This window comes from Janthinobacterium salmonicoloratum (assembly GCF_051380845.1).
Classification (GTDB): Bacteria; Pseudomonadota; Gammaproteobacteria; order Burkholderiales; family Burkholderiaceae_D; genus Janthinobacterium; species Janthinobacterium lividum_F.
The window spans coordinates 282,906-307,358 of record NZ_JBNYXV010000003.1 but is presented as its reverse complement, the minus strand read 5'-3'; the positions used below and the strand labels follow the sequence as shown (position 1 = coordinate 307,358).

Here is a 24,453-nt window from a genome sequence, read left to right as displayed (position 1 = left end):
TGGGCGGCATTGTTACGTAGACTTCACGGCCAGGACTTCAGACCAGGATTTCATGACCACAGGCGCTGGCCTGACAGGTCGAGCTGGGTCAGGTACAGGCGCACGTCGAATTCGTACTGGTGGTATTGCGGTTCCATATACGTACACAGCTTGTAGAACGCCTTGTCATGCTGCTTTTCTTTGACATGCGCCAGTTCATGCACGGCGATCATGCGCAGGAATTCCAGCGGCACTTCCTTGAACATGGTGGCCACGCGGATTTCATGCTTGGCCTTGAGCTTGCCACCCTGCACGCGCGAGATCGAAGTGTGCAAGCCCAGCGCGTGCTGGATCACATGGATCTTGCTGTCGAACGCCACCTTGTTGATGGGTTCGGCATTGCGCAGGAATTCATTCTTCAAGTCTTGCACGTACTGGTACAGCGACTTGTCGTTGCGTACATCGTGCGCGTTCGGATAGCGTTTCAACAGGACTTCGCCCAGCTTGTCCTGTGCGATCAGTTGCTGCACTTGCGCTTGCGTTTGTTCGGAATAGGCGCTCAGGTATTTCAGGGATGGCTGCATGCGGGGAAGGGCGGGACGTGGCGCGGAGGTGTCGGTAAGGCGAGAATGTACCATACCGCCGCGCCCCGCGCTGCGCCAGCCCCCGCACGGGGCCGCCTTCGCCGCCCCGTGCCTTCCTTCGTCTAGCCGCGCGCTGCAGGGGCAGCCCTGTCAGCCCGCTCAACCCTTCTCGTCCTCGTCCTTGCCGCCCTGTTGGCCAGTACCGCCGCCGCGCGCCGCCATGTTGTTGCGGCTTTCATTGGCGCGCTGGGCCGATTGCCGGCTTTCGCCGCCCTTGCGGCCGATTTCCGCCATGTGTACGCGGTTGCGGCTGACGGCTTCGCCGCCTTTCTGCCCGGCACGGCGTGCTTCTTCCGAGTCGAATTCATGCGCCGTGCCCTTTTGATGGGCGGCCTGACCGCCCTTGCTGGCGATTTCGCGTTGCTGCTCCTCGTTCATGGCGGCAAAGCCGCGCTTGCTCGTGCCTTTGCCGCTGCCCGATTCGCCGGCTTTCTGGTTGCTGCCTGCGCCTTTGCCCTGCTCATTACTGTTAGCCATGTCGCTCTCCTTGCTGTCGAGTGGGGTCTGGTGTTCAAGTCAAGTGCTCAATGCGCCTGATCGGATTGCCTGCTGGTATCGCGGCCGTGGCCCGCGCCGTCGCGCTGGCCCGTGGCATGCATTTTTTCGATCATTTCACGCTGGCGCTGCGTGGCTTTTTCCGTTTCCTCGGCCGTCTTGCGCATCACTTCGTCAGCGAAGGCGACGGCCGTGCGGCTCGCTTCGGGCAGGTGGTTCTCTGCCGTGCGGTTCATTTCGACATTGGCGTTGGCGACGAGCTTGCCAAGTTGCTGCCGGTACTGCTGCAGCTTGTTGCTGTTTGGCTGCAACTGGGCCGCAGCCAGCGACATGAACTCGCCCGTATCGCGTGCGCACAGCAGTTGCTGGCTGGCGCTGCTGCATTCCTGCAGCAAGTCTTGCGCCAGCCGCAGATGCAGCTCACTCAGTTGCTGCGCCGTATCGAACAGCTTGTGCGATAGTTCCGTGGCGAAATTGCACTGGGCCTCGAGATGGGACTTCAGGGCGGGGCTGAGACTGTGGGGGGGGCTGTTTGTGAACATGTTCTACCTCAATGAAAAACTAATCCAGGAAACACCCGGCGCACCGGATGCGACGTATGGTGAAACAAGCAAAGAGATAGACGCCGGATGGCGTGCCAGGTTCCACGCCAGATGCCGGTTTGGCGCGAGAATGGCGCTCGCCCGCCAGAAAAACGCGATGTCTTTGCGTCAGATCAAATGAACCTGAATCGGCTTGCCGCCGCCGGCAGCTATGCTGCTTGTGTGGAAAATGCAGGTTTATGGGCCCAGCCGTGCGACAATAGTCGGCTCGCGGCAGCGCAGCCGATGGCCGGCGCGCGTGGCTGAGCCGAGCATAGCCCACCTTTTTTGCCTTATTCCGCGACCATGACGCATCCCGAATACATCCTGACCCTGTCCTGCCTGGACCAGCGCGGCATCGTGCACCGCGTGTCCGGCTTCCTGGCCGAACACGGCTGCAACATCATTGATTCCGCCCAGTTCGGCGACCAGGAATCCCAGCTGTTCTTCATGCGCGTGCATTTCGCGCTGGAAGACGGCGCCGTCAGCGACGCCCAGTTGCGCAGCGACTTCGCCGACCTGTCGCAAGCCATGCAGCTCAATGGCCAATTGCACGATGCGCGCGTCAAGCCGCGCGTCATGCTGATGGTGTCGAAGATTGGCCATTGCCTGAACGATTTGCTGTTCCGCTACAAGAGCGGCTTGCTGAACGTGGAAATTCCCGCCATCGTCTCGAACCACATGGAGTTCTATCAGCTGGCGGCCAGCTACAATATTCCCTTCCACCACCTGCCGCTGGCGGCCGGCGCGCCGGAAGCGGCCAAGCTGGCGCAGGAAGCGAAGATCATCGAGTTGATGGACACGCACAAGATCGACCTGGTGGTGCTGGCGCGCTACATGCAGATCCTGTCGCCGGGCCTGTGCCGGGCGCTAGATGGCCGCGCCATCAATATCCACCATTCCTTCCTGCCCAGCTTCAAGGGCGCCAAGCCATATGCGCAGGCGCACTTGCGCGGCGTCAAGCTGATCGGCGCGACGGCCCATTTCGTCACGGGCGACCTGGATGAAGGTCCGATCATCGAGCAGGACGTCGAGCGCGTCGACCATGCGATGGATGCCGAGACCCTGACGGCCATCGGCCGCGACGTCGAGTGCGTGGTGCTGGCACGCGCCGTGAAATGGTTCGTCGAGCACCGCATCCTGAAAAATGGCGACAAGACCGTGGTTTTCCGCTGATACCGACTTCACTATTTACTTTACCGAGACAGAAACACGATGGCCCTCAAAGCAACAATTTTCAAAGCCGATCTGCAGATCGCCGACATGGACCGCAATTACTACCAGGATCACGCGCTGACCCTGGCGCGCCACCCGTCCGAAACGGACGAGCGCATGATGGTGCGCCTGCTGGCGTTCGCCATCCACGCCGACGAGGCGCTGACGTTTACCAAGGGCTTGTTCGATACGGAAGAGCCCGACTTGTGGCAGAAAGACTTGACGGGCGCCATCCAGCTGTGGATCGAAGTGGGACAGCCCGACGAAAAGCGCATCCTGAAGGCCTGCGGCCGTTCGGAGCAGGTCATCGTCTACAGCTATGGCGCAACCAGCCACATCTGGTGGAAGCAGATCGCGAACAAGCTGGAACGGGCGAAGAACCTGACCGTGATCAACCTGCCATCCGAGGCGGCGCAAGACATGAGCAAGCTGGCGCAGCGCAGCATGCAGCTGCAATGCACGATCCAGGATGGCCAGATCTGGCTGACCGACAGCGTCAACACGGTCCTGATCGACCGCGAACCGGTGAAGCCGGCGCGCTGATGTTGACTGTCTGAAACGCAAAAAGCCCGGACCATTCCGGGCTTTTGTCATTGCGGGCGTTTAATTCGGTGCGCTGCCAAGCCGTTTGATGCTGCTCGAACGCTGCATGCTGCGGCTGATGCGCGGATCGCCGTAGTAGCTCACTTCGCCCGAGCCGCCGATGCTGATGGTCAGGTCATCCTTGGCCCACACTTCCGCTTCGCCCGAGCCGCCGATGCTTACCTGCACCTCGCGCGCGGCCAGGCGGCCCGCCTGGATATTGCCCGAGCCGCCGATCGACGCCGTCAGCTGCTCCGTCTTGCCGCTGGCCTTGAAGTTGCCGCTGCCGCCGATGGCCACGGCCACCTGGCGGCTGTCGAGGTCGCGCGCGTTGATGGAGCCGGAGCCGCCCACGTCGAAGCGCAGTTTCTCGGCGCGCAAGCCCGTCGCCGTGATGTTGCCCGAGCCGCCCACGCTGATGCGTTCCACCTGGCGCGCCTGGATGACGATGGTCAGGCTGCTCTGGCGGAAGTTGGCATTGCGCTTGGCGGGGCGGATGCGCAGGGTGCCGTTTTCCACCGCCGTCTCGATCAGCGGCAGGATATTGTCGTCGGCCTCGATGGTGACGCTGTCCGTGTTGCCGATACGCAGTTCGACCGTACCCGGCACGTTCAGCGCCACGCCATGGAAGCTGCCCACTTCGCGCGTCTGCTTTTGCAGCTTGCCGCTGCCCTGGATGCTGTTGCCGGAAATCCAGTCGAGTGGCGATGCCAGCGCCGGTGCGGCCGGGATGGCCAGAGCGCAGGCGGCCAGCAGCAGGGTGGTCACGGCGCGGGCATGGCGGGGGTGGAAAATTGCGTGTGTCATTCTTGTTCCCTGTTTTGAATTAGACTGCCTGCATGGTATGCCAGCCGGCCGCGCCTGCGTACCGCGCTGCGACAGACGGCAATGCTGGCGGGACAGAATGCAGGAGGATGCGACAGGATGGCATGAGGTATCATGCCGGTATTAGACATACGACGACCGGCACGCGCTGGCCACACTACTGGAATTACATGCTGATCATCACTATCAAACAGGGCAAGGAAAAGAGCTTGCTGGGCCAATCGTGGATTTACGCGTCCGCGATTGAAAAAGTCGAAGGCAAGCCGCAGGAAAAAATGAAGCCCGGCTCGACGGCCATCGTGCAAAGCTCGTCCAAGCAGTTCATCGCCCGCGCCGCCTACAATTCGAAGTCGCAGATCCGCGCGCGTATCTGGAGCTTCAAGGAAGACGAACCGGTCGACCACGCGCTGATCAAGCGTCGCGTCAAGGCCGCCATTGAGAAAAAACTGCCAGCCATCAAGAAGGCGGGCGAGAACCAGCTGTTGACCCTGATCAAGGGCGAGGACGAGGGCTTGCCGGGCCTGGTGGTGCAGCTGTTTGGCGGCGTGCAAGGCTACCTGATCTGCGAATTCAACGCGGGCGGCGTCGACGCATGGAAAGTGGCCATCGTGCAATCGCTGATGGCGTCCACCGGTTGCGCCAATGTGTACGAGCGCTGCGACGACCTGATGCGTAAGGGCGAAGGCTTGCCTTTGATCGACGGCGCCCTGGCTGGCGAGGAGCCGCCCGATGAAGTCATGCTGACGGACAACGGCGTGCGTTATGCGCTGGACCTGAAAACGGGGCATAAGAGCAAGTTCCGCTGAGAACGGTTGCCTGACAAGAAAAAACCGGCGCTGGCCGGTTTTTTTATGCCTGTTACTCCAGGGGTACGCTGCGGTAGCGATTCACTTCCAGGGCTGACACGGCCGGGGCATCATTGCCCCACGAGGCGCGCAGATACGTCACCACGGCCGCCACTTCCGCATCATCCATGACGGGACCGAACGGCGGCATACCATACGGGCGCGGGTTGCCCCTGGTCCCGGGCGCGAAGCCGCCGTTGAGCACGAGGCGGATGGCGTTGACGGCCGACTCCGTCGTCAGTGCGCGGTTGCCGGCCAGTGGCGGATAGCCGGGCGGCACGCCCTTGCCGTCGGCCTGGTGGCAGCTCGCGCATTGCGCTTCATACAGTTTCGCGCCCAGCGCCAGTTGCTGCCTGGCTTGCTCCGACATGCTGCGCGGCGCCCGTTGCGCGGGCTGCGCCGGGCCAGGCAGGCTTTTCAGGTAGACGGCCATCGCCTGCACATCGGCGCCGCTCATGTGCTGCAAGCTTTGCCGCACCACCTCGGCCATGGGACCGAAGACGGTGGCGCGCGGCGACACGCCTGTTTGCAGCAGTTCCACGATATGCGCCGTGTCCCAGTCACCGAGGCCCGCTTCCGCGTCCGATGTCAGCGAGGGTGCGTACCAGCCCAGCACGGGGATCAGGCCGCCCGACAGGCCGTCGTCGCTGCCGCCCAGGGTGCTGCGGCTGCTATGGCAGGCGCTGCAGTGGCCCAGGCCCTGCACCAGGTAGGCGCCCCGGTTCCATTCCATGCTTTTGCTCGTGAGCGGCTGGTATACACCTGGCTTGAAATACAGCGCGCGCCAGGCGGCCAGCGCGATCTGCTGGTTGTAGGGGAAGCGCAGCGCGTGCGGCGCGTTCGCCTGTTTGTGCGGCGGCACGCTTTGGAAGTAGGCGTACAGGGCGTCGCTGTCCTCGCGCTGCACCTTCGTGTAATTGGTGTACGGAAAGGCGGGATACAGCAGCCGGCCGTCTTTCGACTTGCCGTTGTGGATGGCGTGCCAGAAATCGTCGGCCGTCCAGCTGCCGATGCCCGTTTCCCTGTCCGCCGTGATGTTGGGCGAGAGCACCTTGCCAAACGGCGTCTGCAAGGCCCGGCCGCCTGCATAGGGTACGCCGCCGCGCGTCGTGTGGCACGCCATGCAGTCGCCCGCCTTGGCCAGGTAGGCGCCGCGCGCGACCAGCTGTTCCTGGCTCAGGGTGCTGGCCACGGCGGGCGGGCCCAGGTCGTCGCCAGGGTACAGCACGAACGTGGCGCCGGCGGCGGCGATGGCCGCGATGGCGGCCACGATCATCCATTTTTTCATGGCGCCACCTGCGCGCTGGAACCCGGCACGCCGCCGCAATGCAGGGGCAGGGGCAGGTCGATGCTGCTGGCGGGGCGCGCGTCGGCGCTGGCCACTTGCGTGCCCAGCCAGGCCGAGACGGCGCCCACGTCCGCGTCGGACAGGCGCTGCGCCACTTGCGCCATGCAGTCGGGTGCGTGGGCGCGGCGGATGCCGTTCTTCCAGGCGCCCAGCTGGGCATTGATATAGTCGCGCGGCAAGCCCAGCAAGCCGGGGATGGCGGGCGCCACGCCGGCCAGCTGCTGGCCGTGGCAAGCGATACAGGCGGGGATTTTTTTGACGGCATCGCCGTGCAGCACCAGCTGCTTGCCCCGCGCCAGGGCTGTCGTGCCGGCGCTGCTGGGCTGGGCAGGCGGCGGGGCCGGGTGCTGTGCCGCAAAATAGTCGGCAATTTCGCGCAGGTAGTCGTCAGGCAAGTGTTCCACCATATAGTTCATCATCGGATACTGGCGCCGTCCCTCGCGAAAGTTCAGCAGCTGGTTGTACAGGTAGCCGGCCGGCTTGCCGGCGATGCGGGGAAAGAAGGCGTCGTGGCGCTCCTGTTGCGCATGACAGGCCGTGCACGCCTTGATGCGCTGTTCCAGGCTGTCGTGGCTGGCCGAGATGGTGGCGGGCGCGGCCAGCGCCGTGCCGGGCAAGGCGGAAGCGATGGCCAGCAGCACGAGGGGGGAATGCAGTAGCATGGAAAGTCGCATGGGAAATGGCATGGGGAAATAAGCTGTCTCGTCGGTCGGGATGGCGTGCCGGTGTTGCTGCCCGGATGTTGTTACCCTAGCATATACCGGGTGCTGTCACTGTGACAGGATCAGTTGTGCAATAAAACTACGGATCAGTTTGAGGAGCAGGCTTGAAACGATATGAGGAATTGGCGGAAGAAGTCGCCGCCATGATCAGCACGCAGTTGTTGTTGCCTGGTGATAAGTTGCCCTCCGTGCGCCAGCAGCATGCGCGCAGGGGCGTGAGTCCGTCGACGGTGTTCCAGGCGTATTATTTGCTCGAAGCGCGCGGCATGATCGTCTCGCGGCCCCGCTCCGGCTATTACGTGGCGCCGCAGCGCGCCGCGCTGGCCCCCGAGCCGGACAGTTCGCGCCCGCTCGACGCCAGCACCACCGTCGACGTCAGCGACCTGGTGTTCGAGGTGCTGGGCGCCGTGGGCGCGCGCGATATCGTGCCCTTTGGCTCGGCGTTCCCCAGTCCGCATCTGTTCCCGATGGAAAAATTGGCGCGTGCCGTGTCGGCCAGCATGCGCCGCCTCGACCCCTGGAGCACCGTCACGGATTTATCGCTGGGCAATGCGGAGCTGCGCCGCCAGATTGCCCTGCGCTATCAGCTCGATGGCGTGCTCGTTTCCAGCGACGACATCGTCATCACGAATGGCGCGCTGGAAGCGCTGAACCTGTGCCTGCAAGCCGTCACGCGGCCGGGCGACACGGTGCTGATCGAGTCGCCCAGCTTCTATGCGTGTTTGCAGGCGCTGGAGCGGCTGGAGCTCAAGGCGGTGGAAATTGCCACCAGCCCCCGCGATGGCGTCGACCTGGCGGCGCTCGAGGAATTGCTGCTGCGTCACCAGCCCAAGGCGTGCTGGCTGATGACGAATTTCCAGAATCCCCTGGGCAGCTTGATGTCGCCGGAAAAGAAGCGCGCGCTGGTCGAACTGCTGGCGCGCCATGGCGTGCCGCTGATCGAGGATGACGTGTATGGCGAGCTGTACTTTGGCAAGCAGCGCCCGGGCCTGACGAAAAGTCATGACAGCGCGGGGCTGGTCATGCATTGCAGCTCGTTTTCCAAGACCCTGGCGCCCGGCTTCCGGCTGGGTTGGGCCGTGGCGGGCCGCTACGCGCGCCAGGTCGAGCGCCTGAAACTGACCACCAGCCTGTCGGCGCCCATCCCGCTGCAGATGGCGCTGGCCGATTATCTGGCGCAGGGTGGCTACGACCGCCATTTGCGCCAGCTGCGGCTGACGTTGGCGGCGCAGCAAAACACCATGCTGCAAGCCATCGCCGTGCATTTTCCGCCAGGCACGCGGGTCACGCGGCCGCAGGGCGGTTATTTCGTCTGGGTAGAGATGCCTGCCGGTATCGATGCGCTGGCCTTGCACCGCAGTGCGCTGGCGGCCGGCATCAGCATCGCGCCCGGTCCCATCTTTTCCGCCACGCGCGCGTTTCGCCACTGCATCCGCCTTAATTACGGCCACCCGTGGAGCCCGCAGCTGGAAGAGGCCATCGCCACCCTGGGACGGCTGGCGCTGGCGGCGGCGTAGCGGCACATGCAAAATAATCCCTTGCGCCAGCAAGTGTTTCATTCCAAAGAGAAATATTGCTGTTATATTGGTGTATCTATAACGAATGATGGGAACGATAATGGATAACACGCAGCCGGAAGTGGGTCGTACGCAAGATACGACGATGGCCATTCTGTCCCACGTTGGCGGTCTGTTCACCAGCTGGGTGGCGCCGCTGATCATTTATTTGATCAAGAAAGACGATGCGGATAAATTCTCGGCCGAGAACGCCCGCGAAGCGCTCAATTTCCAGATCACCCTGATCATCTGGTATTTCGCCTGCTTCATCCTGTCGTTCGTGCTGATCGGCCTGTTCCTGTTCTGGATCGTGGCGCTGGCCAATCTGGTGTGCTCGATCGTCGCGGCCGTCAAGGCCAGCAATGGCATCACTTACCGCTATCCCTTGACCTTGCGCCTGGTCAAATAAGGCTGCACCGGTCGCCGGGTTTCAGCCCGGACGGCCGGGCAGCGCCAGGAATGCGGCAAAGTCCGGCGCCACCGCGGTGGTGGCGCCTGTTTCGTGCGACCACAGCACGACCACCGGCTCGCCCGATGGCCCCGTTTGCGCATAGTCAAAGCAATAGTAATCGCCCGTGCCGAACTGGGCAAAGGGCAGCAGGCTAGTGGCATCGTTGCCGTCACCCACATTCTCCAGCCATTCCTGCCAGTCCGTGCGGTAATGGTGTGCTATTGATTCCCATGTCTTGCGCGCACAGTCCGCATCGTAGACGGGAAACACGCACAAGGCGCCCAGTGCGCGGCCATTGTTCACCAACAACCATTGTACGTAGGATGCTGGCAGTTCGCGCCCCAGCGCCTGTTCGGCGGCGGCGATCGCGGCGGGCGTGGTGCCGATGGACTTGCTCTTGCTCATGCAGCAGGAAGGCGCGCCGGCTCAGGCGGGGGCGGGCGGCGCGGAGGGCGGCGTGCTGGCGCGCGGGGCTTTTTGCGGTGCCACTTTACCGCCGTCGGCGATCCAGCGGCGGTACACGCGCAGGGCCACTTGCGCATCGTCGGCCGCATACAGGATCTGCTTGTCCGTCAGGCGCGACGTGGCCCAGTTGGTGGTGGAGATCTTTTTCGATTTCTGCAGGTGCTGGCCGAAGAACTTGGCCACGGCCGTCTTCGCGCCCAGGTCGTTGCGCTGGCCGCCGCGCAGGGCGACGGACAGGTCGAGCACCTGGGCCGGCGCGATGCCCAGCTTGTTGCGCAGGCGCTTGACGTCGTCGGACAGGCCAAAGCCCACCTTCAGGGTGGTGGTCGACTCGAGGATGGCTTTCAGTTCGGTCAGGGCCGGCGCCGGCGTGCTGCCCACCTGGAACAGATAGGCGATGTCGTCGGTGGCCAGCTGGATCAAATGTGGCCCCGTGGAGGACTCGCCCTTGACAAACGTCGGCTTCGATTCCGTATCGAAGCCGATGGCATCGGCTGCCAGCAGGGCGGCCATGGCCGCTTTTGCATCATCGCTGGTGCGTACCAGCTTGACGTGGTCGAGTGCAATGCCTTGATAGGGGGGCAGTGGCGGTGCGGCAGCTGTGTCCATGAAACCGGATCAGCCTTTGCGCGAGAATTTCGCGGTCAGCTGATTCAGTTTTTCCAGGCGCAGACGGTTCGCCTCTTCGGCGGCGGCAGCATCGCGTTCGGCTTTCTTGCGCTCAGCTTCTTTTTTGAAGCGCTGCTGCAATACTTGCGTGGCGTGGTCGCGGTGGGTTTGCGTCACTTCCGCGCCGGCCGTGCCGTCGAGGTCGTAGCGGATCTTGGCTTTTTCCATCACGCGCAGGTAGCGCAGCGAACCCGTGTGGATGCCCAGCGCCGTGCGCATCAGCTTGCGGTCCAGGTCCGGCAGGCGTGCCAGGATCTGCTTGTCGATACCGATCGACAAGGGCAGGCAATCGCGGAATGGCGGGAATTGCTCCTGGAACTGCTTCAGCAGGGCGCGCGCGGTCAGGCCGGCCGGCGCCGGCGTGGTCGCTGCGGCCGGTGCCGCCGCTGGGGCTGCATCGACTGGCGTGTCAGGAGTGGTGGCTTGCTGGTCTGGCGTGGAGCTGGTCATCGACATCATTGGTTGGGCTATAAAAGGGGAGCATAGCACGCGCCACAGGCAAGTGCATTGTCTTTTTTGGCAACTTGCGCTGCGATCTGCATGCGCGTGGCTGGCCATGCCAAGCGCGAAATGCGGGAAATGTGTATAATGTCGGCTTGCGCTGATGACTGGACCCCGTTTTTGACGGTCTGGCTCAGGTGTGCAGGGGATAGGAGCAGTGCGGTGCAAGGCCATCATTATTGATATTTTTGATACCAGATATTTTGTTTATCAATTATCCAGATAACTGGCCTTCGTGCATAATCTTGCTCTCCGCTGTGTCTTCACTGAACAACAATAGATTCAAGCCCGTTCTGGTACGGGCTTTTTTTCATTCCGCAATGTACATCGCTTATTTATCTGACCCGGCTTCGGCCCCGCCGCCGCTGGATGCGCGGGCTTTGAACGTCCCGATAGACAGGCGCCGCTGCCGTTAACACGGCAGCCGCAACAATACGCTCCATCGAGTCCGGTTTCGCAGGCTTAGGTGGAATCATTCACTTCGCGCCGACACCATCTGGTCTCGCATTAAGAGATATCTCATGAAGAATACGCCAAAAACTTTAACGTTGTCCGCCAAGGCGCCACGCCCAGCCGCGGCACCACTTGCCGTACCCAAAACGACTTTATCTTACTTCATCGATAATGCGCAAGAGAATCCGGAAGCCACCGTCACGACGGCGCCGACCGTCGTCACCGTGGTGAAGAAAAGCCGCTCGCGCCTGGCTGCCGTGCCACCTGCCGAAACGGCTGCGGAAGCGGCCGTCAGCGCGCCGGCCGCCGAGGCCGTTGCCGAGGTCGCCGATGCTGCACCGGCCAAGACGCCGAGCGTGAAGATCGCCCCCGGCGCCAAGGCTCCGGCCGCGCCGCGCAAGGTCAGCGAAAGCGCCGCCACGAATAAAGTGGTGACGGCGGCCCGTTCGAAAGTCGTGCGCGCCAAGCCTGAAGCGGCGCCCGTGACCATCATCACCGGCGCGCAAGTGGTAAGCAAGACCACGGACGCCGATGCCCTGGCCGCCATCGATACCTCGAATTACTTCTTGCCTACAGTCAAGGTGCCAGGCCGCCGTGGCCGCAAACCAAGCGAATTCACGCCGGAAAACGATGAAGTGGCAGCACTGAACGCCGTCGAACGCGCCGAACTGAAGGCCGTCTCGAAAGCGCGCGACCGCAAGGCCAAGGGCGGCCTGGCGGACGCCTTGGGCGATCCGGAAGCATCGGCAGCGGACCTGGAACGCCGCCGCAAGCAGATCACGGGCTTGATCAACATGGGTAAGGAACGCGGTTTCCTCACCTATGCCGAGATCAATGACCAATTGCCGGAAAACATCATCGATCCGGAAGCCATCGAAGGCATCATCGCCACCTTCAACGACATGGGCATCGCCGTCTACGAGCGCGCCCCTGACGCGGAAAGCTTGTTGTTGACCGACAACGTCGCCACCGTCACCAGCGACGATGAAGTGGAAGCGGCTGCCGCTACCGCCCTGTCGACCGTCGACTCCGACTTCGGCCGTACCACCGACCCCGTGCGCATGTACATGCGTGAAATGGGCGCCGTGGCGCTGCTGACGCGCGAAGGCGAGATCGAGATCGCCAAGCGCATCGAAGGCGGCCTGAAAGACATGATCCAGGCGATTTCCGCCTGCCCGACCACCATCGGCGAAATCGTTGCACTGTCGCAAAAAATCGCGCGCGACGAAATCAAGGTCGATGAAGTGGTCGACGGCTTTGTCGACTTGAACGAAAGCAATGCCCCGGCACCAGCCGCTGCCCCCGCGCCTGCCGCCGCCAGCGGTGACGACGAGGAAGAGGAAGAAGAAGCCGAGGAAGAAGATGGCGACGCCAATGGCGGCGCGGCCGGTTTCTCCAGCGAACAGCTGGCCCAGCTGAAAAAGAATGCGTTGGAGAAATTCAACGTCATTTCGACGCAGTACGACAAGATGCGCAAGGCGCCCGAGGGTTACAACTCGAAAGCCTACATCAAGGCACAGGAAGCCATTTCGCAGGAATTGCTGGGCATTCGCTTCACGGCCAAGGTCGTCGAAAAGCTGTGCGACACGCTGCGCGGTCAGATGGAAGAAGTGCGCCACATCGAGCGCGCCGTGCTGGAACTGTGCGTGAACAAATGCGGCATGCCGCGCGCCCACTTCATCAAGGTGTTCCCGGGCAATGAATGCGACCTGGAATGGGTCGACCGCGAAGTCGATTGCAAGTATCCGTACAGCGCCATCCTCAGCCGCAACGTGCCTGCCGTCAAGGAACTGCAAAAGAAAATGATCGACCTGCAAGCCCGCGTGGCCCTGCCGCTGGCTGACTTGCGCAAGATCAACAAGCAGATGGCTGCCGGCGAAAAGCGCGCGCGTCACGCGAAACGCGAAATGACGGTGGCCAACTTGCGCCTGGTCATCTCGATCGCCAAGAAATACATCAACCGCGGCTTGCAATTCCTCGATCTGATCCAGGAAGGCAACATCGGCTTGCTGAAGGCCGTCGATAAATTCGAATACCGCCGTGGCTACAAGTTCTCGACCTACGCCACCTGGTGGATACGCCAGGCGATCACGCGTTCGATCGCCGACATGGCCCGCACCATCCGCGTGCCGGTGCACATGATCGAAACGATCAACAAGATGAACCGCATCTCGCGCCAGATCATGCAGGAAACGGGTAGCGAGCCGGACTTGGCGACCCTGGCCGTCAAGATGGAAATGCCGGAAAACAAGGTGCGCGAAATCATGAAGATCGCGAAAGAACCGATTTCCATGGAAACGCCGATGGGCGAAGATGGCGATTCGCAACTGGGCGACTTCATCGAAGACAACACCACCCTGGCGCCGCTGGACGCCGCGCTGCACGCATCGATGCGCAACGTGATCAAGGAAGTGCTCGATTCCCTGACGCCGCGCGAAGCGAAAGTGCTGCGCATGCGTTACGGCGTGGAAATGTCGAATGACCACACGCTGGAAGAAGTGGGCAAGCAGTTCGACGTGACGCGCGAGCGCATCCGTCAGATCGAGGCGAAAGCCATGAGCAAGCTGCGCCAGCCTTCGCGTTCGGACAAGCTCAAAACTTTCCTGACGCAAAACTAAGCAGTCAAAAAAAAAGAGGCGCAAGCCTCTTTTTTTACGCCTGCAGCATGCCTTGCCTACATAAAACGCGTGCGCGCGCCCAGCAGGCCCATGCGATAGTTGCGCTGCAATTTGTACAGCACCACGCCGCTGGCGGAGATGAGGAAGGTGATGACCAGCCAGTCCAACGGGTTGCTGCGGTGCGGTGCGGGAGCCGCTTGCGATGGCACGGCGAAGGCCTGGAATTTATGCCCCGTATAAATGGCGCCCACCACCAGCCCGGCGTCCGTGATCTTGTTGGTCAGGTACAGGCCATCGTCGCGGCGGCGCACCGTCATCACGCCTTCCTTGTAGACAAAGGTCATCGGTTCAAAACCGTTGATGCTGACGCTGCCGACGACGTGGCCGGCCGCGTTGACGGCCGTGGCGTAGCTGTCGCCCTGGCCGATCATGGCGCCCAGGTCGAGCATGCGCTTGCCGTCCCAGGCAAAGGCGTGCCAGCGGCGCTTCTCCGTTTCCGAAGCGCCCACGATCAGGCCCGCGTCATTGATGGCGGTGGCCGAGCTGATGCGTCCGCCGGGCAGGGTGCCTATTTCCTGCATGCCCGCGCCTGGGCGGTAGACGAAGGCGCGGCGGTAACCATCGCCGCGCTGCGCCGTGCCAACCACCACGCCATGGTTGTTCAGGCCGCTGGCATAGCTGCTGGCGCCGCCCAGGGTGCCCAGGTCTTGCAGGCTGTGGTCGGCTTTCGTCACAAAGGCGTGGAAATCGCCGCTGCTGGTATCGGCATAGCCGGCTACCTGGCCGTCACGTGCGATGGCCGTGGCATAGCTGCTGGTGCCGCCCAGGGTGCCCAGGTCGCGCATGCCGCCCGCCGCGTCGTAGTGGAAGGCGTGCCAGGCGCCGCTGGCCGTCTGCGCCGAACCGACCACCACGCCATGGATATTGATGGCCTTGGTGAAACCTTCATTGCCGCCCAGGGTGCCCAGCTCGCTGATGCGGCCATGCTGATACGTCACGGCGCGGCGCCGACCTTCTTCCTCCATGATGACGCCGGCCACCAGGCCCGCCGGGTTCAGATCGGAAGCGATGCTGCCGTTGCCATCCCTTTCACCAAAGCCACGTTCGGCATAGATGGTGGCGCTGGCAGTGGGGACGGCCGCCAGCAGGCATAGGCTGAGCAGTGGGGCGTGGAAGCGGAAAAACCGTGGCGGCATGATAGTTTCCTCAAAGAAAAAACTTACTATACTTTTTTATGTCGAAAATGCATACTTAATTTACTACTGTTTTTAATAATTTTTGTATTTCATCCTGCTCGGCTGGCGCGTTTTTCCTGGCCTGTGGCAGATGGATGGCCAGCACGGTGCCCTGGCCCGCCTGACTGTCGATGTGGAGTCGGCCACCCAGGGCGTGGACACGTTCGCGTATGCTTTTCAGGCCGAAGGCGGCCTTCTTGCCGTGGTCGTCCGGCTGCATGCCGATGCCGTTGTCGCTGATGCGCAGCACGATGGCATCCGTATCTTGCGCCAGCGCCACCTCCACCTCGCTGGCCTGGGCATGGCGCACGATGTTCGACAGCGATTCCTGCAGCACGCGGAAGATGGCCGACGTCTGGCGCTGGTCCAGGCCCAGGTCGGGCGCCTCGCTGTCGAGCGAGAGCTGGTAGCGGATGGCGCCGCGGCTTTCCATCTGGCGTATCAGCCATTCGGCCGCCGGCCCCAGTCCCAGCTCCAGGGTGCTGGGATGCAAGTCATTGATGATGGTGCGCACCGAGCGGATGGTAGTGTCGATGGTGTCGAGCACGCGCTGCGCGTGGTGGTGCAGGCGCGGGTGGGTCCTGGCCGTGCGCGCATGCAGCAGCGACACGTCGATGCGCAGCACCATCAGGTTCTGGCCCAGGTCGTCATGAATGTCGAGCGCGATGCGGCGCCTTTCTTCTTCCTTGATGGTCTGCTGGTGGTCGGTCAGTTCGCGCAGCTGGGCCAGGGTGCGCTGCAGGTTTTCCTCGTTGCGCTTGCTGTCGGTGATGTCGATGGCCATGGCGATGATCATCTGCGGCTGGCCATCGGCGTCGAATACGGGTTTCTTGTGTGTTTGCACGAGGCGATTTTCCTGCAACTGCGCGTTCCATACGAGTTCTTCGCGTATCACCACCTGACGGCTGGCAAACGCTTCCTGGTCCGCCGCGTGGAATCCCTGGGTCTGGTCCGCAGGAAAGTGCTGCACGTCGCGTCCTTCGGCGATATCCTGGAATCGCACGCCCCATTGCCGCTCGCAGGCCTGGTTCATCAGCAGCATGCGCGAATCGGCATCTTTCAGGAACAGCGACAGGGGCATCATGGAAATGATGTCCTGCAGCCGCTCTTCGCTGCGCGCCAGGGCCGCTTCCGTTTGCGCGCGCATGGCGATTTCCGCGGATAGCTGGAGATTGACATCGAGCAACTGGGCCGTGCGCAAGGCCACGCGGCTTTCCAGCTCCGCATGGGCCAGGCTCAACGCGTGCTCGGCCCGCTTGTGTTCCGTGATGTCGCTGGCCATGACCAGCGCGCCCGTCAGGCGTCCCCCGCGGTCGTACAGGCGCCGCCCGCTGAGCATGGCCCACCGTTCCGTACCGTCGCTGTGCAGGAAATGCAATTCTCCCATGCAGCTTTGCTCGGCGGCGCGGCGTAGCGGACACAGGCGCTGCAAGGTGGCTTCGTCGTGGAATTCGCTTATATTGTGACCCAGCAAGTCTTCTGCCGGGAGGCCCAGGATGTCGCACAAGCGCTGGTTGATATGCTGTATCGCGCCATGCGCATCCGTTTGCCACATGCCGTCCTGCGCAGTCTCGCTCAAGTGCTTGTAGCGCATGAGGCTTTCGTCGAGCTGCGCGCGCGTCATGGCGAGGTGGCTGCGCAGCTTGCGCATCAGCCAGAGGACCGCGCCGGCGGCAGCGGCCAGCAGCAGGGCCAGCCAGACACGCTCCCAGAAGTCGAGCTCTTGCCAGGCCACGCCGGCCACCCAGCCCATCATGATCAGGATAAGGGCGGCGCATGCCGCGCCCAGCGTTTCAATCGACCATTTGCTCATCCGCGTCCTTGGCGTCATGGTTGGCCGCTGCGGTGTGCAAGAGGCCGGAGTGGGAAAGGTGTCAACCGCTAGTGTAATATCAAATGTTGTTTTATTGAGAATATTTTGCTATTGGGCAAGCAAAAGGGCCGGCCCTTGCGGTGCCGGCCCCTGTCTGCCAATGGCAGCCTGGCGCTATCAGCCCGTATTGCGCAGGCCAGCCGCCACGCCATTGATCGACAGCTGGATGCCGCGGTGAACCCTCTCGTCGATCCTGCTTTCCGCTGACAGGGCGCGGTTGCGTTTGATCAATTCCACCTGCAAGTGGTTCAGCGGATCGAGATAGGCGAAGCGGTTCTGGATCGAGCGGGCCAGCAGCGGATTGCCCGCCAGGCGCTCCGTGTTGCCAGTGATCAGCTCCAGGCAGCGCAAGGTGTTGCCATGCTCGTCCGTGATGCGCTTGTAGATGCGCTCGCGCAAGTCCTGGTCTGCCACCAGTTCCGCATAGCGCGAGGCAATCGCCAGGTCCGTCTTGGCCAGCACCATGTCCATGTTCGACAGCAGGGTGGCAAAGAATGGCCATTCGGCATACATGGCGCGCAGGGTGGCGATCTTTTCATCCTTCGCGGCGCCGTCGGCCTGCTTGATCCAGGCCTCGATGGCGCTGCCGAAGCCGAACCAGCCCGGCAGCAGCAAGCGGCACTGGCCCCAGGAAAAGCCCCAGGGAATGGCGCGCAAATCTTCGATGCGCTGGTTGGCCTTGCGCGAAGCGGGACGGGAGCCGAGGTTCAGCTCGGCGATTTCCGCAATCGGCGTAGCCGAGAAGAAATACTCCGTGAAGCCCGGCGTTTCATACACGAGGTGGCGGTAGGCGTGATAGGCGAGGTCCGACAGTTCCGCCATCACGGCTTCGAACTGCGCCAGCTGGCCGTTGCGGGCCGGATTGGCTTCCTGCGGCGCCAGGCTCGCTTCCAGGGTGGCGGCCACCAGCAATTCCAGGTTGCGCCGGCCGATTTCCGCATTGGAGAATTTCGAGGCGATGATTTCGCCCTGTTCCGTCAGGCGGATCTGGCCGTTGACGGTGCCCGGCGGCTGGGCCAGGATGGCTTCGTAGCTGGGTCCGCCGCCACGGCCCACCGTGCCGCCGCGGCCATGGAACAGACGCAGCTTGACGCCGGCCTTCTGGAAGTCGGCCACCAGCGCCAGTTCCGCCTTGTACAGTTCCCAGTTCGAGGTGAGGAAACCTCCATCCTTGTTCGAATCGGAATAGCCGAGCATGACTTCCTGCAACTGTCCCTGCTTGGCGATCAATTGCTTGACCAGCGGCAAGGCCATCACCTGGCTCATGATGCCGGCCGCGCGCTGCAGGTCGGGTATCGTCTCGAACAGGGGGATGACCATCAGCTCGCAGCTGCTGTCGCCAGTTTGCCAATCGGTGCGCAGCAAGCCCGTTTCCTTTTGCAGCAGCAACACTTCCAGCAAGTCGGACACGGTTTCCGTGTGCGAGATGATGTAGTTGCGGATGGCCCGCGCGCCGTAGCGCTGGCGGATGTCGCGCGCCGCGCGCAGGATGGCCAGCTCGGAATCCGTTTCCGTGGCATAGCCGATGTAGGGCGAGTACAGCAGACGCGGCTGTGCCAGTTCGTTCAGCAGCAGCGCCTGCTTGTCTTCCTCGGACAGGGCCGTGTAGTCGGCGGCCACGCCGCTTTTCGCGAACAGGTCCGCCAGCACCCGTTCGTGCACGTCCGAGGTCTGGCGCATGTCCAGCGAAGCCAGGTGGAAACCGAAGATGTCGGCCGCGCGCGCCAGGGTGGCCAGGCGGGGGCGCACGAGGGCGATGCCGTGGTGCGACTCGAGCGAGGCGACGATGGTGCGCAAGTCGGCGACAAAGGCGGCCGCGTCCGGATAGGCGGCCGCGGCGCCCACTTCCTTGCGCAGAATGTTGGTGGCGCCCAGGGCGCGGGCCGTGGCGGCCAGGCGCGCATAGATGCCGATCAGGGCGCGGCGGTACGGCTCGTCGCTGCGGTGCGGTGAGGCGTCCGGCGACTGGTCGGCCAGTGCCTGCAGTTCGGCGCTCACGCCCACCATCAAGGTCGAGACGGACAATTCCGCGCCCAGCGCGTGCACTTCGTCGAGGTAAAAATCGAGGATGGTCGTGGCGTGGCGCGCCAGCGCATGCTGCATGGTGCCCGCATTCACGTTGGGGTTGCCGTCGCGGTCGCCGCCGATCCAGCTGCCCATCTGCACGTAGGCGGCGTTGATCGGTTCGATCGTGCCGTCGCCGTTCGGGTACTCGGCGGCGATGTCGTCCTCGATGTCGTCATACAGTCCCGGCAGTTCGCGCAGAAAGGTGATGCGGTAGTAGGACAGGGCATTTTCGATCTCGTCGGCTACCGTCAGCTTCGAATAGCGCAGCATGCGCGTCTGCCACAGGGTGGCCACGCGCGAGCGCAGCAGCTGCATGTTGGCTTGCCGCTCTTTCGGCGTCTGCGGCACGTCGCGTTCGGCCAGCAGGCGGGCGATGTCGTGCTCGGCGTCGAGAATGCTCTTGCGCTGCACTTCCGTCGGGTGGGCCGTCAGCACGGGGGCGATCAGGGCGTCCTGGAAGAAGGTGTCGACGGTCTTGCGCGGCACGCCGGCGGCGCGCAGTTTTTTCAGCGCGAAGCTGATGCTGCCCTTTTGCGCCGGCGAGCCGGCCAGCAGGTGGGCGCGGCGGCGGCGGATGTGGTGCTGGTCTTCCGCAATGTTGGCCAGGTGCGAAAAGTAGGAAAAGGCGCGCACGACGGAAATCGTCTGTTCGCGGCTCAGTTCCTTGAGCATGGCGTCGAGTTCCAGCGCGGCGCCCGCGTCCGCTTCGCGGCGGAAGCGCACGGAAGTCTGGCGTATGGTTTCCACCACATTGAAGACGGCATCGCCTTCCTGTTCGCGCAGCACGTCGCCCAGCAGGCGGCCCAGCAGGCGGATGTCTTCTTTCAGTGGCGCGTCCTTGTCGGAGCCGGCTGCCGGGACTATTTCTGGTGCTACTGCGTCATTGAGCATAATAAAGAACCAAAGTAAGTGGAAAAGCAAGGGAATGTGGATCGCACCGGGCGTTTGGCCGCAGAGGGAAGGGGGTGCATGATAAAATTTGTGGTCTTGAACATGGACGCTAGCCTGACTTGGCCGTATAGGCGAAGGGATAACGATTATAGCGACGCCGGGCGCCATTTCGATACATAACGATATCGCGTCCGGCGAAATGGCAACGAAAAACGACAACGACAGCGAAAGAACCTTGTTTTGAAAGCATCCGAATTGATCCCGAACGAATTGACGCCGAACGAATTGAAGCCGAAGATTCCCGCCCGTCTGGTGATTGCCACGCGCGAGAGCCGTCTTGCCATGTGGCAAGCTGAACATGTGCGTGCGCGCCTGGCCGCCCTATATCCACAGTGTAGCGTTGAAATTCTCGGCATGACCACACGCGGCGACCAGATTCTGGACCGCGCCTTGTCCAAGGTAGGCGGCAAGGGCCTGTTCGTCAAGGAGCTGGAAGTAGCGATGGAAGAAGGCCGCGCCGACCTGGCCGTGCATTCGCTGAAAGACGTGCCGATGGAGTTGCCGGAGGGCTTTGCCCTGGCCGCCATCCTCGAGCGCGAAGACCCGCGCGACGCGTTCGTATCGAACGATTACGCCAGCCTGGCCGAGTTGCCGCATGGCGCCGTCGTCGGCACCAGCAGCCTGCGCCGCCAGTCGCTGATCGCCGCGCGCTATCCGCACCTGACGATTTTGCCCCTGCGCGGCAACCTCGATACGCGTTTGGGCAAGCTGGACCGTGGCGATTACGCGGCCATCATCCTGGCCGCCGCCGGCCTGAAACGCCTGGGCCTGGCGTCGCGCATCCGCGCCGTGCTGGCGCCGGAAGACAGCTTGCCGGCCGCCGGCCAGGGCGCCATGGCGATCGAAATTCGCAGCGGGCGTGCCGACGGCGCCGACCTGGTGCGCCTGCTGGCGCCGCTGAACCATACTGATACGGCGCAAGCCGTCACGGCCGAGCGCAAGGTGTCGAAGATTTTCGGCGGCAGCTGCCAGATTCCGCTGGCCGCGTTTGCGACAGTCGAGGGCGACCAGATGCGTTTGCGCGCCATGGTCGCCACGCCGGACGGCGCGCGCATGGCCAGCGCCGACGTCAGTGGCCCGTCTAGCGCGCCGGAACAGCTGGGCGAACAGGTGGCCGAACTGCTGCGCGGCCAGGACGCCGCCGGCATCCTCGCCTCGTGCGCCGTTACGCCCGACAACCATGAAGGCCTGGCGCCGCATGCCTGACACCGTGGTGATCACGCGGCCCGCGGCGCAAGCGGGGCCGCTGGCCGCCAGAATCGCGGCGCTGGGCTGGCCCGTGACCTTGCTGCCGCTGCTGGAAATCCACGCGCTTGACGGCGAGGAGGAATGCGCACAGCTGCAAGCCGTGCTGGCGCGCCTGGCCGATTACGACCTGGTGGCGTTCGTCTCGCCCAACGCCATCGACTGCGTCTTTGCGCACTTGCCCGCCTGGCCGTCCGGCTTGCCGCTGGCCGTGGTGGGCGAGGGCAGCCGCCAGGCATTGGGGGCGCACGGCGTGACGGAGGCCAATGCGACCATCACCAGTCCGCTCGATACGGCGCGCAGCGATTCCGAACATCTGTTGCTGGCGCTGGACTTGCCGGCCCTGCGCGGCAAGCGCGTGCTGATCGTGCGCGGCGATGGCGGACGCGACTACCTGGCCGACGGCTTGCGCGCGGCAGGCGCCGAAGTCGAGTTCGTCACGGCCTACCGCCGCAAGGTACCAAAGCTGACGCCGGCCTTGCGGGCGACCCTGGAAAAGCTGTTGCAGCATAATAATGACTGGATCATCACCAGCTCGGAAGCGCTGCGCGGTTTGCTGGCGCTGCTCGAGGAATTGGATGCCAAAAAGACGGCTGTTGTTAAAATGCAACAGCAGCATCTGATCGTGCCGCACGCCCGCATTGCACAAACGGCGGCGGCCCTGGGTTTTGCCCGTGTCACCTTGACAGGATCAGGCGACGCAGGAGTGCTCGCCGCGTTACAATCACGACCATGAACGAAATGCCTACACTCTCCGAACCGAATGCAACGCCTGGCGGCGCCGTGAAGACGGCGCCGCAGGCGGCCGACCAACCTGCTGGCCGCGCGCCTAGCCTGCTCGAACAGCTGCAAAAGCCCATGAGCATCGCCGTCATCGTGCTGGCCGTGCTGCTGGCTGCGCAAAGCTGGTCGACCAGCAAGCAGATCCGCAACCTGCGCGAAGAGGTGGCCAAGCGCCTGCAAAAGGGCGATGTCAGCAACGCCGAAACGGGCGTGCTGGCGCGCAACGTGCAAGAAGGCACAAAAGAGCTGCAAATCAAGGTGGGCGCACTGGAAAACCGCCAGAGCGAAACGCAAAGCCAGCAGCTGGCCCTGGAACAACTGTATAACGACTTGTCGAAGAACCGCGACGAGTGGGCGCTGACGGAAATCGAGCAAGTGCTGTCGACGGCCAGCCAGCAGTTGCAACTGGCCGGCAACGTGCCCGGCGCGCTGATCGCCCTGCAAAACGCCGACCGCAGCCTGTCGCGTTCCGACAAGCCGCAATTCATCACGATCCGCCGCGCCATCGGCCGCGACATGGAAAAACTCAAGGCCCTGCCCAGCGTCGATTCGACGGGCGTGGCCCTGCGCCTCGATGCCGTGATCGCCCAGGTCGACGCCCTGCCGATGCTGTCCGACGAAACGCCGGCCTTGCCGGCCGCACCGGAAAAACCGGGCAAGGCCAAGCCCGTGCGCGATGCTAGCGGCAAGCTGGTAGGGCCGCCGGCGCCGGAACCGCTGCTGCAAAAAGTGCGCGACGGCTGGAATACCTGGAGCGGCGACATGTGGGCCGACGTGCGTCAATTGATCCGCATCCGCCGTGTCGATACGCCGGAAGCGCTGATGCTGTCACCGACGCAATCGTATTTCTTGCGTGAAAACGTCAAGCTGCGCCTGCTCAATGCCCGCATGGCCTTGTTGTCGCGTAATGAAACCGCCTTCAGGAATGATTTGATCGCCGCCCAGGATGCGCTGGCCAAGTATTTCGACACCCGCGCCAAGAGCACGCAGACGGCGCAAGCCCTGCTGCGCCAGGTGCAGGGCAGCAACCTAGCCATCGAAATGCCAACCTTGTCCGACAGCTTGGCGGCTGTGCGCAACTACAAAGCGAAGTCCTGAGCCCATGCGTCTATTTCTCTGGTTACTCGCCCTGATGGCCGCGGCGATCGGTATCGCCGTGACGGCCCGTTTCAACCCCGGCAACGTGGTGCTGTTCTATCCGCCTTACCGCATCGATTTGTCGCTGAACTTCTTCCTGCTGCTGCAGGTCGTGCTGTTCGTGCTGCTGTACCTGCTGGTGCGCGCCGTGCGCGCCACCGTGCGCATGCCGGCGCAAGTGGCGGCTTACCGCCACCGCAAGCGTGAGCGCGATGGCAACAAGGGTTTGCGTGAAGCGTTGAAAGCCCTGTTCGAAGGCCGTTTCGGTCATGCCGAGAAGGAGGCCTTGCGCGCCGCCGAGCTGGAAGAAAACGCCGGCCTGGCTGCGCTGATCGGCGCGCGCGCCGCGCACCGCATGCGCCAGTCGGAACGCCGCGACAGCTGGCTGGCCCGTGTCGAAGGCGACGCCAGCCTGAAGACGGCTCGTTTGATGACGGTGACGGAATTGCTGGTCGACGACCACCAGCCGGAAGCGGCCCTGGCCGCCGTGCGCGAACTGAACGCCAGCGGCACGCGCCATATCCACGCGCTGCAATGGTCGTTGAAGGCCGAGCAGCAGGCGAAGAACTGGCCCGAAGTGCTGCGCCTCGTGCGTTCGCTCGACAAGCACCGCGCCCTGCATCCGGCCCTGTCGTCGCGCCTGCGCGAACTGGCCTACGACCATTTGCTGTCCGATCCATCGCATGACGCGGAATCCTTGATGCGCGTGTGGTCCACCGTGCCAAGCAGCGACCGGGTCAAGCCGTATATCGCCTGCCGCGCCGCCACGGCCCTGAATGCGCGCGGCTTGCACGACGAAGCGCGCCTCGTGTGCGAAGAGTCGCTGGCCGCCGACTGGGACGAGCGCGTCGTGCGCGCCTACCGCGAAGCGGCGGCCCCGAGTGGCACGCCGGCCCTGCTGCTGCAGATCGAGCATTGCGAGCAATGGATGAAACAGCGTCCGCTGGATGCGGAACTGGCGCTGACTCTGGGTACTTTGTGCCTCAAGCAAAAACTGTGGGGCAAGGCCCAGCGTCACCTGGAGCAGGCTTTGTCCGACGCGAACGAGCCGCAAATGGTGCGCGACGCCCACCTGAAGCTGGCGCAGATGCACGATGCCTTGCAGCAGACGGAACAGGCCGCCGCGCATTACCGGCAGTGCGCGCTGGCGACCATCCTGTAAGCCTTGCAGGCCTTTTCGCCAGACGTAAAAAAGCCGTTCAGTGCAGACTGA

22 protein-coding genes are annotated in these 24,453 nt (G+C 63.3%); 10 read left to right on the top strand and 12 right to left on the bottom strand.

The annotated features are described in order from the left end of the window. Positions 1-50: 50 nt before the first annotated feature. The 3 genes from ACQ4WY_RS18090 to ACQ4WY_RS18080 all read right to left on the bottom strand — a co-directional run bounded on the left by ACQ4WY_RS18090 (position 51) and on the right by ACQ4WY_RS18080 (position 1,660). Positions 51-563: a YgjP-like metallopeptidase domain-containing protein gene (locus tag ACQ4WY_RS18090; RefSeq protein WP_070304061.1), complete on the bottom strand. Its 513-nt coding sequence runs from the start codon at positions 561-563 to the stop codon at positions 51-53. A 159-nt stretch (positions 564-722) separates the two neighbouring features. Next, positions 723-1,100, bottom strand: a complete 378-nt coding sequence (locus ACQ4WY_RS18085; RefSeq protein WP_436505193.1) for a KGG domain-containing protein — start codon at positions 1,098-1,100, stop codon at positions 723-725. 47 nt (positions 1,101-1,147) lie between these two features. Then, positions 1,148-1,660, bottom strand: coding sequence for a phasin family protein (locus ACQ4WY_RS18080; protein ID WP_436505192.1), 513 nt, complete (start codon positions 1,658-1,660; stop codon positions 1,148-1,150). A gap of 345 nt (positions 1,661-2,005) precedes the next feature. On the opposite strand from ACQ4WY_RS18080, the gene purU reads away from it, so the two are divergent. Next, positions 2,006-2,875, top strand: coding sequence for a formyltetrahydrofolate deformylase (gene purU, locus ACQ4WY_RS18075; RefSeq protein WP_353658098.1), 870 nt, complete (start codon positions 2,006-2,008; stop codon positions 2,873-2,875). 39 nt (positions 2,876-2,914) lie between these two features. Beyond that, positions 2,915-3,457, top strand: a complete 543-nt coding sequence (locus ACQ4WY_RS18070; protein ID WP_034786185.1) for a YaeQ family protein — start codon at positions 2,915-2,917, stop codon at positions 3,455-3,457. A 60-nt stretch (positions 3,458-3,517) separates the two neighbouring features. Here ACQ4WY_RS18070 and ACQ4WY_RS18065 read toward each other — a convergent pair whose 3' ends face one another. Continuing rightward, positions 3,518-4,303: a head GIN domain-containing protein gene (locus ACQ4WY_RS18065; protein WP_436505191.1), complete on the bottom strand. Its 786-nt coding sequence runs from the start codon at positions 4,301-4,303 to the stop codon at positions 3,518-3,520. A 188-nt stretch (positions 4,304-4,491) separates the two neighbouring features. Here ACQ4WY_RS18065 and ACQ4WY_RS18060 point away from each other — a divergent pair, with 188 nt between their 5' ends. Then, positions 4,492-5,127, top strand: a complete 636-nt coding sequence (locus ACQ4WY_RS18060; protein WP_034758744.1) for a class I SAM-dependent rRNA methyltransferase — start codon at positions 4,492-4,494, stop codon at positions 5,125-5,127. A 52-nt stretch (positions 5,128-5,179) separates the two neighbouring features. Here the strand turns inward: ACQ4WY_RS18060 and ACQ4WY_RS18055 are convergent, their stop codons facing one another. Together ACQ4WY_RS18055 and ACQ4WY_RS18050 are read right to left on the bottom strand one after the other, a co-directional pair. After that, positions 5,180-6,454: a c-type cytochrome gene (locus ACQ4WY_RS18055; protein ID WP_436505190.1), complete on the bottom strand. Its 1,275-nt coding sequence runs from the start codon at positions 6,452-6,454 to the stop codon at positions 5,180-5,182. Next, the gene (locus ACQ4WY_RS18050) at positions 6,451-7,176 is read right to left on the bottom strand and encodes a c-type cytochrome (RefSeq protein WP_436505189.1); all 726 of its coding nucleotides are present in this window, start codon (positions 7,174-7,176) and stop codon (positions 6,451-6,453) included. The genes ACQ4WY_RS18055 and ACQ4WY_RS18050 overlap by 4 nt, the downstream gene beginning before the upstream one ends. A 164-nt stretch (positions 7,177-7,340) precedes the next feature. Here ACQ4WY_RS18050 and ACQ4WY_RS18045 point away from each other — a divergent pair, with 164 nt between their 5' ends. Both ACQ4WY_RS18045 and ACQ4WY_RS18040 read left to right on the top strand, forming a co-directional pair. Beyond that, a complete protein-coding gene (locus ACQ4WY_RS18045; protein ID WP_436505188.1) occupies positions 7,341-8,753 on the top strand; it encodes an aminotransferase-like domain-containing protein in 1,413 nt (470 codons plus the stop codon). Between the two features lie 100 nt (positions 8,754-8,853). Beyond that, entirely contained in the window at positions 8,854-9,201 is a 348-nt protein-coding gene (locus tag ACQ4WY_RS18040) for a DUF4870 domain-containing protein (protein ID WP_034758731.1), read from the top strand. A 21-nt stretch (positions 9,202-9,222) separates the two neighbouring features. Here ACQ4WY_RS18040 and ACQ4WY_RS18035 read toward each other — a convergent pair whose 3' ends face one another. From ACQ4WY_RS18035 to ACQ4WY_RS18025, 3 genes are read right to left on the bottom strand one after another with little or no spacing between them, the layout of a single operon-like run. Further along, the gene (locus tag ACQ4WY_RS18035) at positions 9,223-9,648 is read right to left on the bottom strand and encodes an SMI1/KNR4 family protein (protein WP_353658093.1); all 426 of its coding nucleotides are present in this window, start codon (positions 9,646-9,648) and stop codon (positions 9,223-9,225) included. A 21-nt stretch (positions 9,649-9,669) separates the two neighbouring features. Further along, a complete protein-coding gene (locus ACQ4WY_RS18030; RefSeq protein WP_436505187.1) occupies positions 9,670-10,317 on the bottom strand; it encodes a 3'-5' exonuclease in 648 nt (215 codons plus the stop codon). A 9-nt stretch (positions 10,318-10,326) separates the two neighbouring features. Next, positions 10,327-10,836, bottom strand: a complete 510-nt coding sequence (locus ACQ4WY_RS18025) for a ProQ/FINO family protein (protein ID WP_070224995.1) — start codon at positions 10,834-10,836, stop codon at positions 10,327-10,329. A 563-nt stretch (positions 10,837-11,399) separates the two neighbouring features. Here ACQ4WY_RS18025 and rpoD point away from each other — a divergent pair. Further along, complete coding sequence (gene rpoD, locus ACQ4WY_RS18020; protein WP_436505186.1) at positions 11,400-13,949, top strand: RNA polymerase sigma factor RpoD; 2,550 nt, start codon at positions 11,400-11,402, stop codon at positions 13,947-13,949. A 56-nt stretch (positions 13,950-14,005) separates the two neighbouring features. Here rpoD and ACQ4WY_RS18015 read toward each other — a convergent pair whose 3' ends face one another. The 3 genes from ACQ4WY_RS18015 to ppc all read right to left on the bottom strand — a co-directional run bounded on the left by ACQ4WY_RS18015 (position 14,006) and on the right by ppc (position 20,015). Beyond that, on the bottom strand, positions 14,006-15,145 hold the full coding sequence (locus ACQ4WY_RS18015) for an HAF repeat-containing protein (protein ID WP_436505185.1): 1,140 nt from the start codon (positions 15,143-15,145) through the stop codon (positions 14,006-14,008). Positions 15,146-15,200: 55 nt separating this feature from the next. Then, the gene (locus ACQ4WY_RS18010) at positions 15,201-16,997 is read right to left on the bottom strand and encodes a PAS domain-containing sensor histidine kinase (RefSeq protein ID WP_436505184.1); all 1,797 of its coding nucleotides are present in this window, start codon (positions 16,995-16,997) and stop codon (positions 15,201-15,203) included. A gap of 177 nt (positions 16,998-17,174) precedes the next feature. Continuing rightward, entirely contained in the window at positions 17,175-20,015 is a 2,841-nt protein-coding gene (ppc, locus tag ACQ4WY_RS18005) for a phosphoenolpyruvate carboxylase (RefSeq protein WP_436505183.1), read from the bottom strand. A gap of 285 nt (positions 20,016-20,300) precedes the next feature. On the opposite strand from ppc, the gene hemC reads away from it, so the two are divergent. The 4 genes from hemC to ACQ4WY_RS17985 are packed head-to-tail and all read left to right on the top strand — an operon-like array spanning position 20,301 to position 24,402. Beyond that, positions 20,301-21,281 carry a hydroxymethylbilane synthase gene (gene hemC / locus ACQ4WY_RS18000; protein WP_436505447.1) on the top strand — a complete coding sequence of 327 codons (981 nt, stop codon included), beginning with the start codon at positions 20,301-20,303 and terminating at the stop codon, positions 21,279-21,281. Beyond that, positions 21,274-22,056, top strand: a complete 783-nt coding sequence (locus ACQ4WY_RS17995; RefSeq protein WP_436505182.1) for a uroporphyrinogen-III synthase — start codon at positions 21,274-21,276, stop codon at positions 22,054-22,056. The genes hemC and ACQ4WY_RS17995 overlap by 8 nt, the downstream gene beginning before the upstream one ends. Beyond that, complete coding sequence (locus ACQ4WY_RS17990) at positions 22,053-23,201, top strand: uroporphyrinogen-III C-methyltransferase (protein ID WP_436505181.1); 1,149 nt, start codon at positions 22,053-22,055, stop codon at positions 23,199-23,201. Before ACQ4WY_RS17995 ends, ACQ4WY_RS17990 begins: the two co-directional genes overlap by 4 nt. Positions 23,202-23,205: 4 nt before the next feature. Then, the gene (locus ACQ4WY_RS17985) at positions 23,206-24,402 is read left to right on the top strand and encodes a heme biosynthesis protein HemY (protein ID WP_436505180.1); all 1,197 of its coding nucleotides are present in this window, start codon (positions 23,206-23,208) and stop codon (positions 24,400-24,402) included. The last annotated feature ends 51 nt before the right edge of the window (positions 24,403-24,453 follow it).

Excerpts from the sequence above, each read along its gene's own strand:
- ACQ4WY_RS18030 (WP_436505187.1), bottom strand. The coding sequence starts at position 10,317 with ATGGACACAGCTGCCGCACCGCCACTGCCCCCCTATCAAGGCATTGCA.
- ACQ4WY_RS17990 (WP_436505181.1), top strand. The coding sequence starts at position 22,053 with ATGAACGAAATGCCTACACTCTCCGAACCGAATGCAACGCCTGGCGGC.
- ACQ4WY_RS18035 (WP_353658093.1), bottom strand. The coding sequence starts at position 9,648 with ATGAGCAAGAGCAAGTCCATCGGCACCACGCCCGCCGCGATCGCCGCC.
- rpoD (WP_436505186.1), top strand. The coding sequence starts at position 11,400 with ATGAAGAATACGCCAAAAACTTTAACGTTGTCCGCCAAGGCGCCACGC.
- ACQ4WY_RS18015 (WP_436505185.1), bottom strand. The coding sequence starts at position 15,145 with ATGCCGCCACGGTTTTTCCGCTTCCACGCCCCACTGCTCAGCCTATGC.
- ACQ4WY_RS17985 (WP_436505180.1), top strand. The coding sequence starts at position 23,206 with ATGCGTCTATTTCTCTGGTTACTCGCCCTGATGGCCGCGGCGATCGGT.
- ACQ4WY_RS18080 (WP_436505192.1), bottom strand. The coding sequence starts at position 1,660 with ATGTTCACAAACAGCCCCCCCCACAGTCTCAGCCCCGCCCTGAAGTCC.
- ACQ4WY_RS18055 (WP_436505190.1), bottom strand. The coding sequence starts at position 6,454 with ATGAAAAAATGGATGATCGTGGCCGCCATCGCGGCCATCGCCGCCGCC.
- ACQ4WY_RS18065 (WP_436505191.1), bottom strand. The coding sequence starts at position 4,303 with ATGACACACGCAATTTTCCACCCCCGCCATGCCCGCGCCGTGACCACC.
- ACQ4WY_RS18040 (WP_034758731.1), top strand. The coding sequence starts at position 8,854 with ATGGATAACACGCAGCCGGAAGTGGGTCGTACGCAAGATACGACGATG.
- ACQ4WY_RS18060 (WP_034758744.1), top strand. The coding sequence starts at position 4,492 with ATGCTGATCATCACTATCAAACAGGGCAAGGAAAAGAGCTTGCTGGGC.
- ACQ4WY_RS18050 (WP_436505189.1), bottom strand. The coding sequence starts at position 7,176 with ATGCTACTGCATTCCCCCCTCGTGCTGCTGGCCATCGCTTCCGCCTTG.
- ACQ4WY_RS18085 (WP_436505193.1), bottom strand. The coding sequence starts at position 1,100 with ATGGCTAACAGTAATGAGCAGGGCAAAGGCGCAGGCAGCAACCAGAAA.
- ACQ4WY_RS18010 (WP_436505184.1), bottom strand. The coding sequence starts at position 16,997 with ATGAGCAAATGGTCGATTGAAACGCTGGGCGCGGCATGCGCCGCCCTT.
- purU (WP_353658098.1), top strand. The coding sequence starts at position 2,006 with ATGACGCATCCCGAATACATCCTGACCCTGTCCTGCCTGGACCAGCGC.
- ACQ4WY_RS18090 (WP_070304061.1), bottom strand. The coding sequence starts at position 563 with ATGCAGCCATCCCTGAAATACCTGAGCGCCTATTCCGAACAAACGCAA.
- ACQ4WY_RS18025 (WP_070224995.1), bottom strand. The coding sequence starts at position 10,836 with ATGATGTCGATGACCAGCTCCACGCCAGACCAGCAAGCCACCACTCCT.
- ACQ4WY_RS18070 (WP_034786185.1), top strand. The coding sequence starts at position 2,915 with ATGGCCCTCAAAGCAACAATTTTCAAAGCCGATCTGCAGATCGCCGAC.
- ppc (WP_436505183.1), bottom strand. The coding sequence starts at position 20,015 with ATGCTCAATGACGCAGTAGCACCAGAAATAGTCCCGGCAGCCGGCTCC.
- ACQ4WY_RS17995 (WP_436505182.1), top strand. The coding sequence starts at position 21,274 with ATGCCTGACACCGTGGTGATCACGCGGCCCGCGGCGCAAGCGGGGCCG.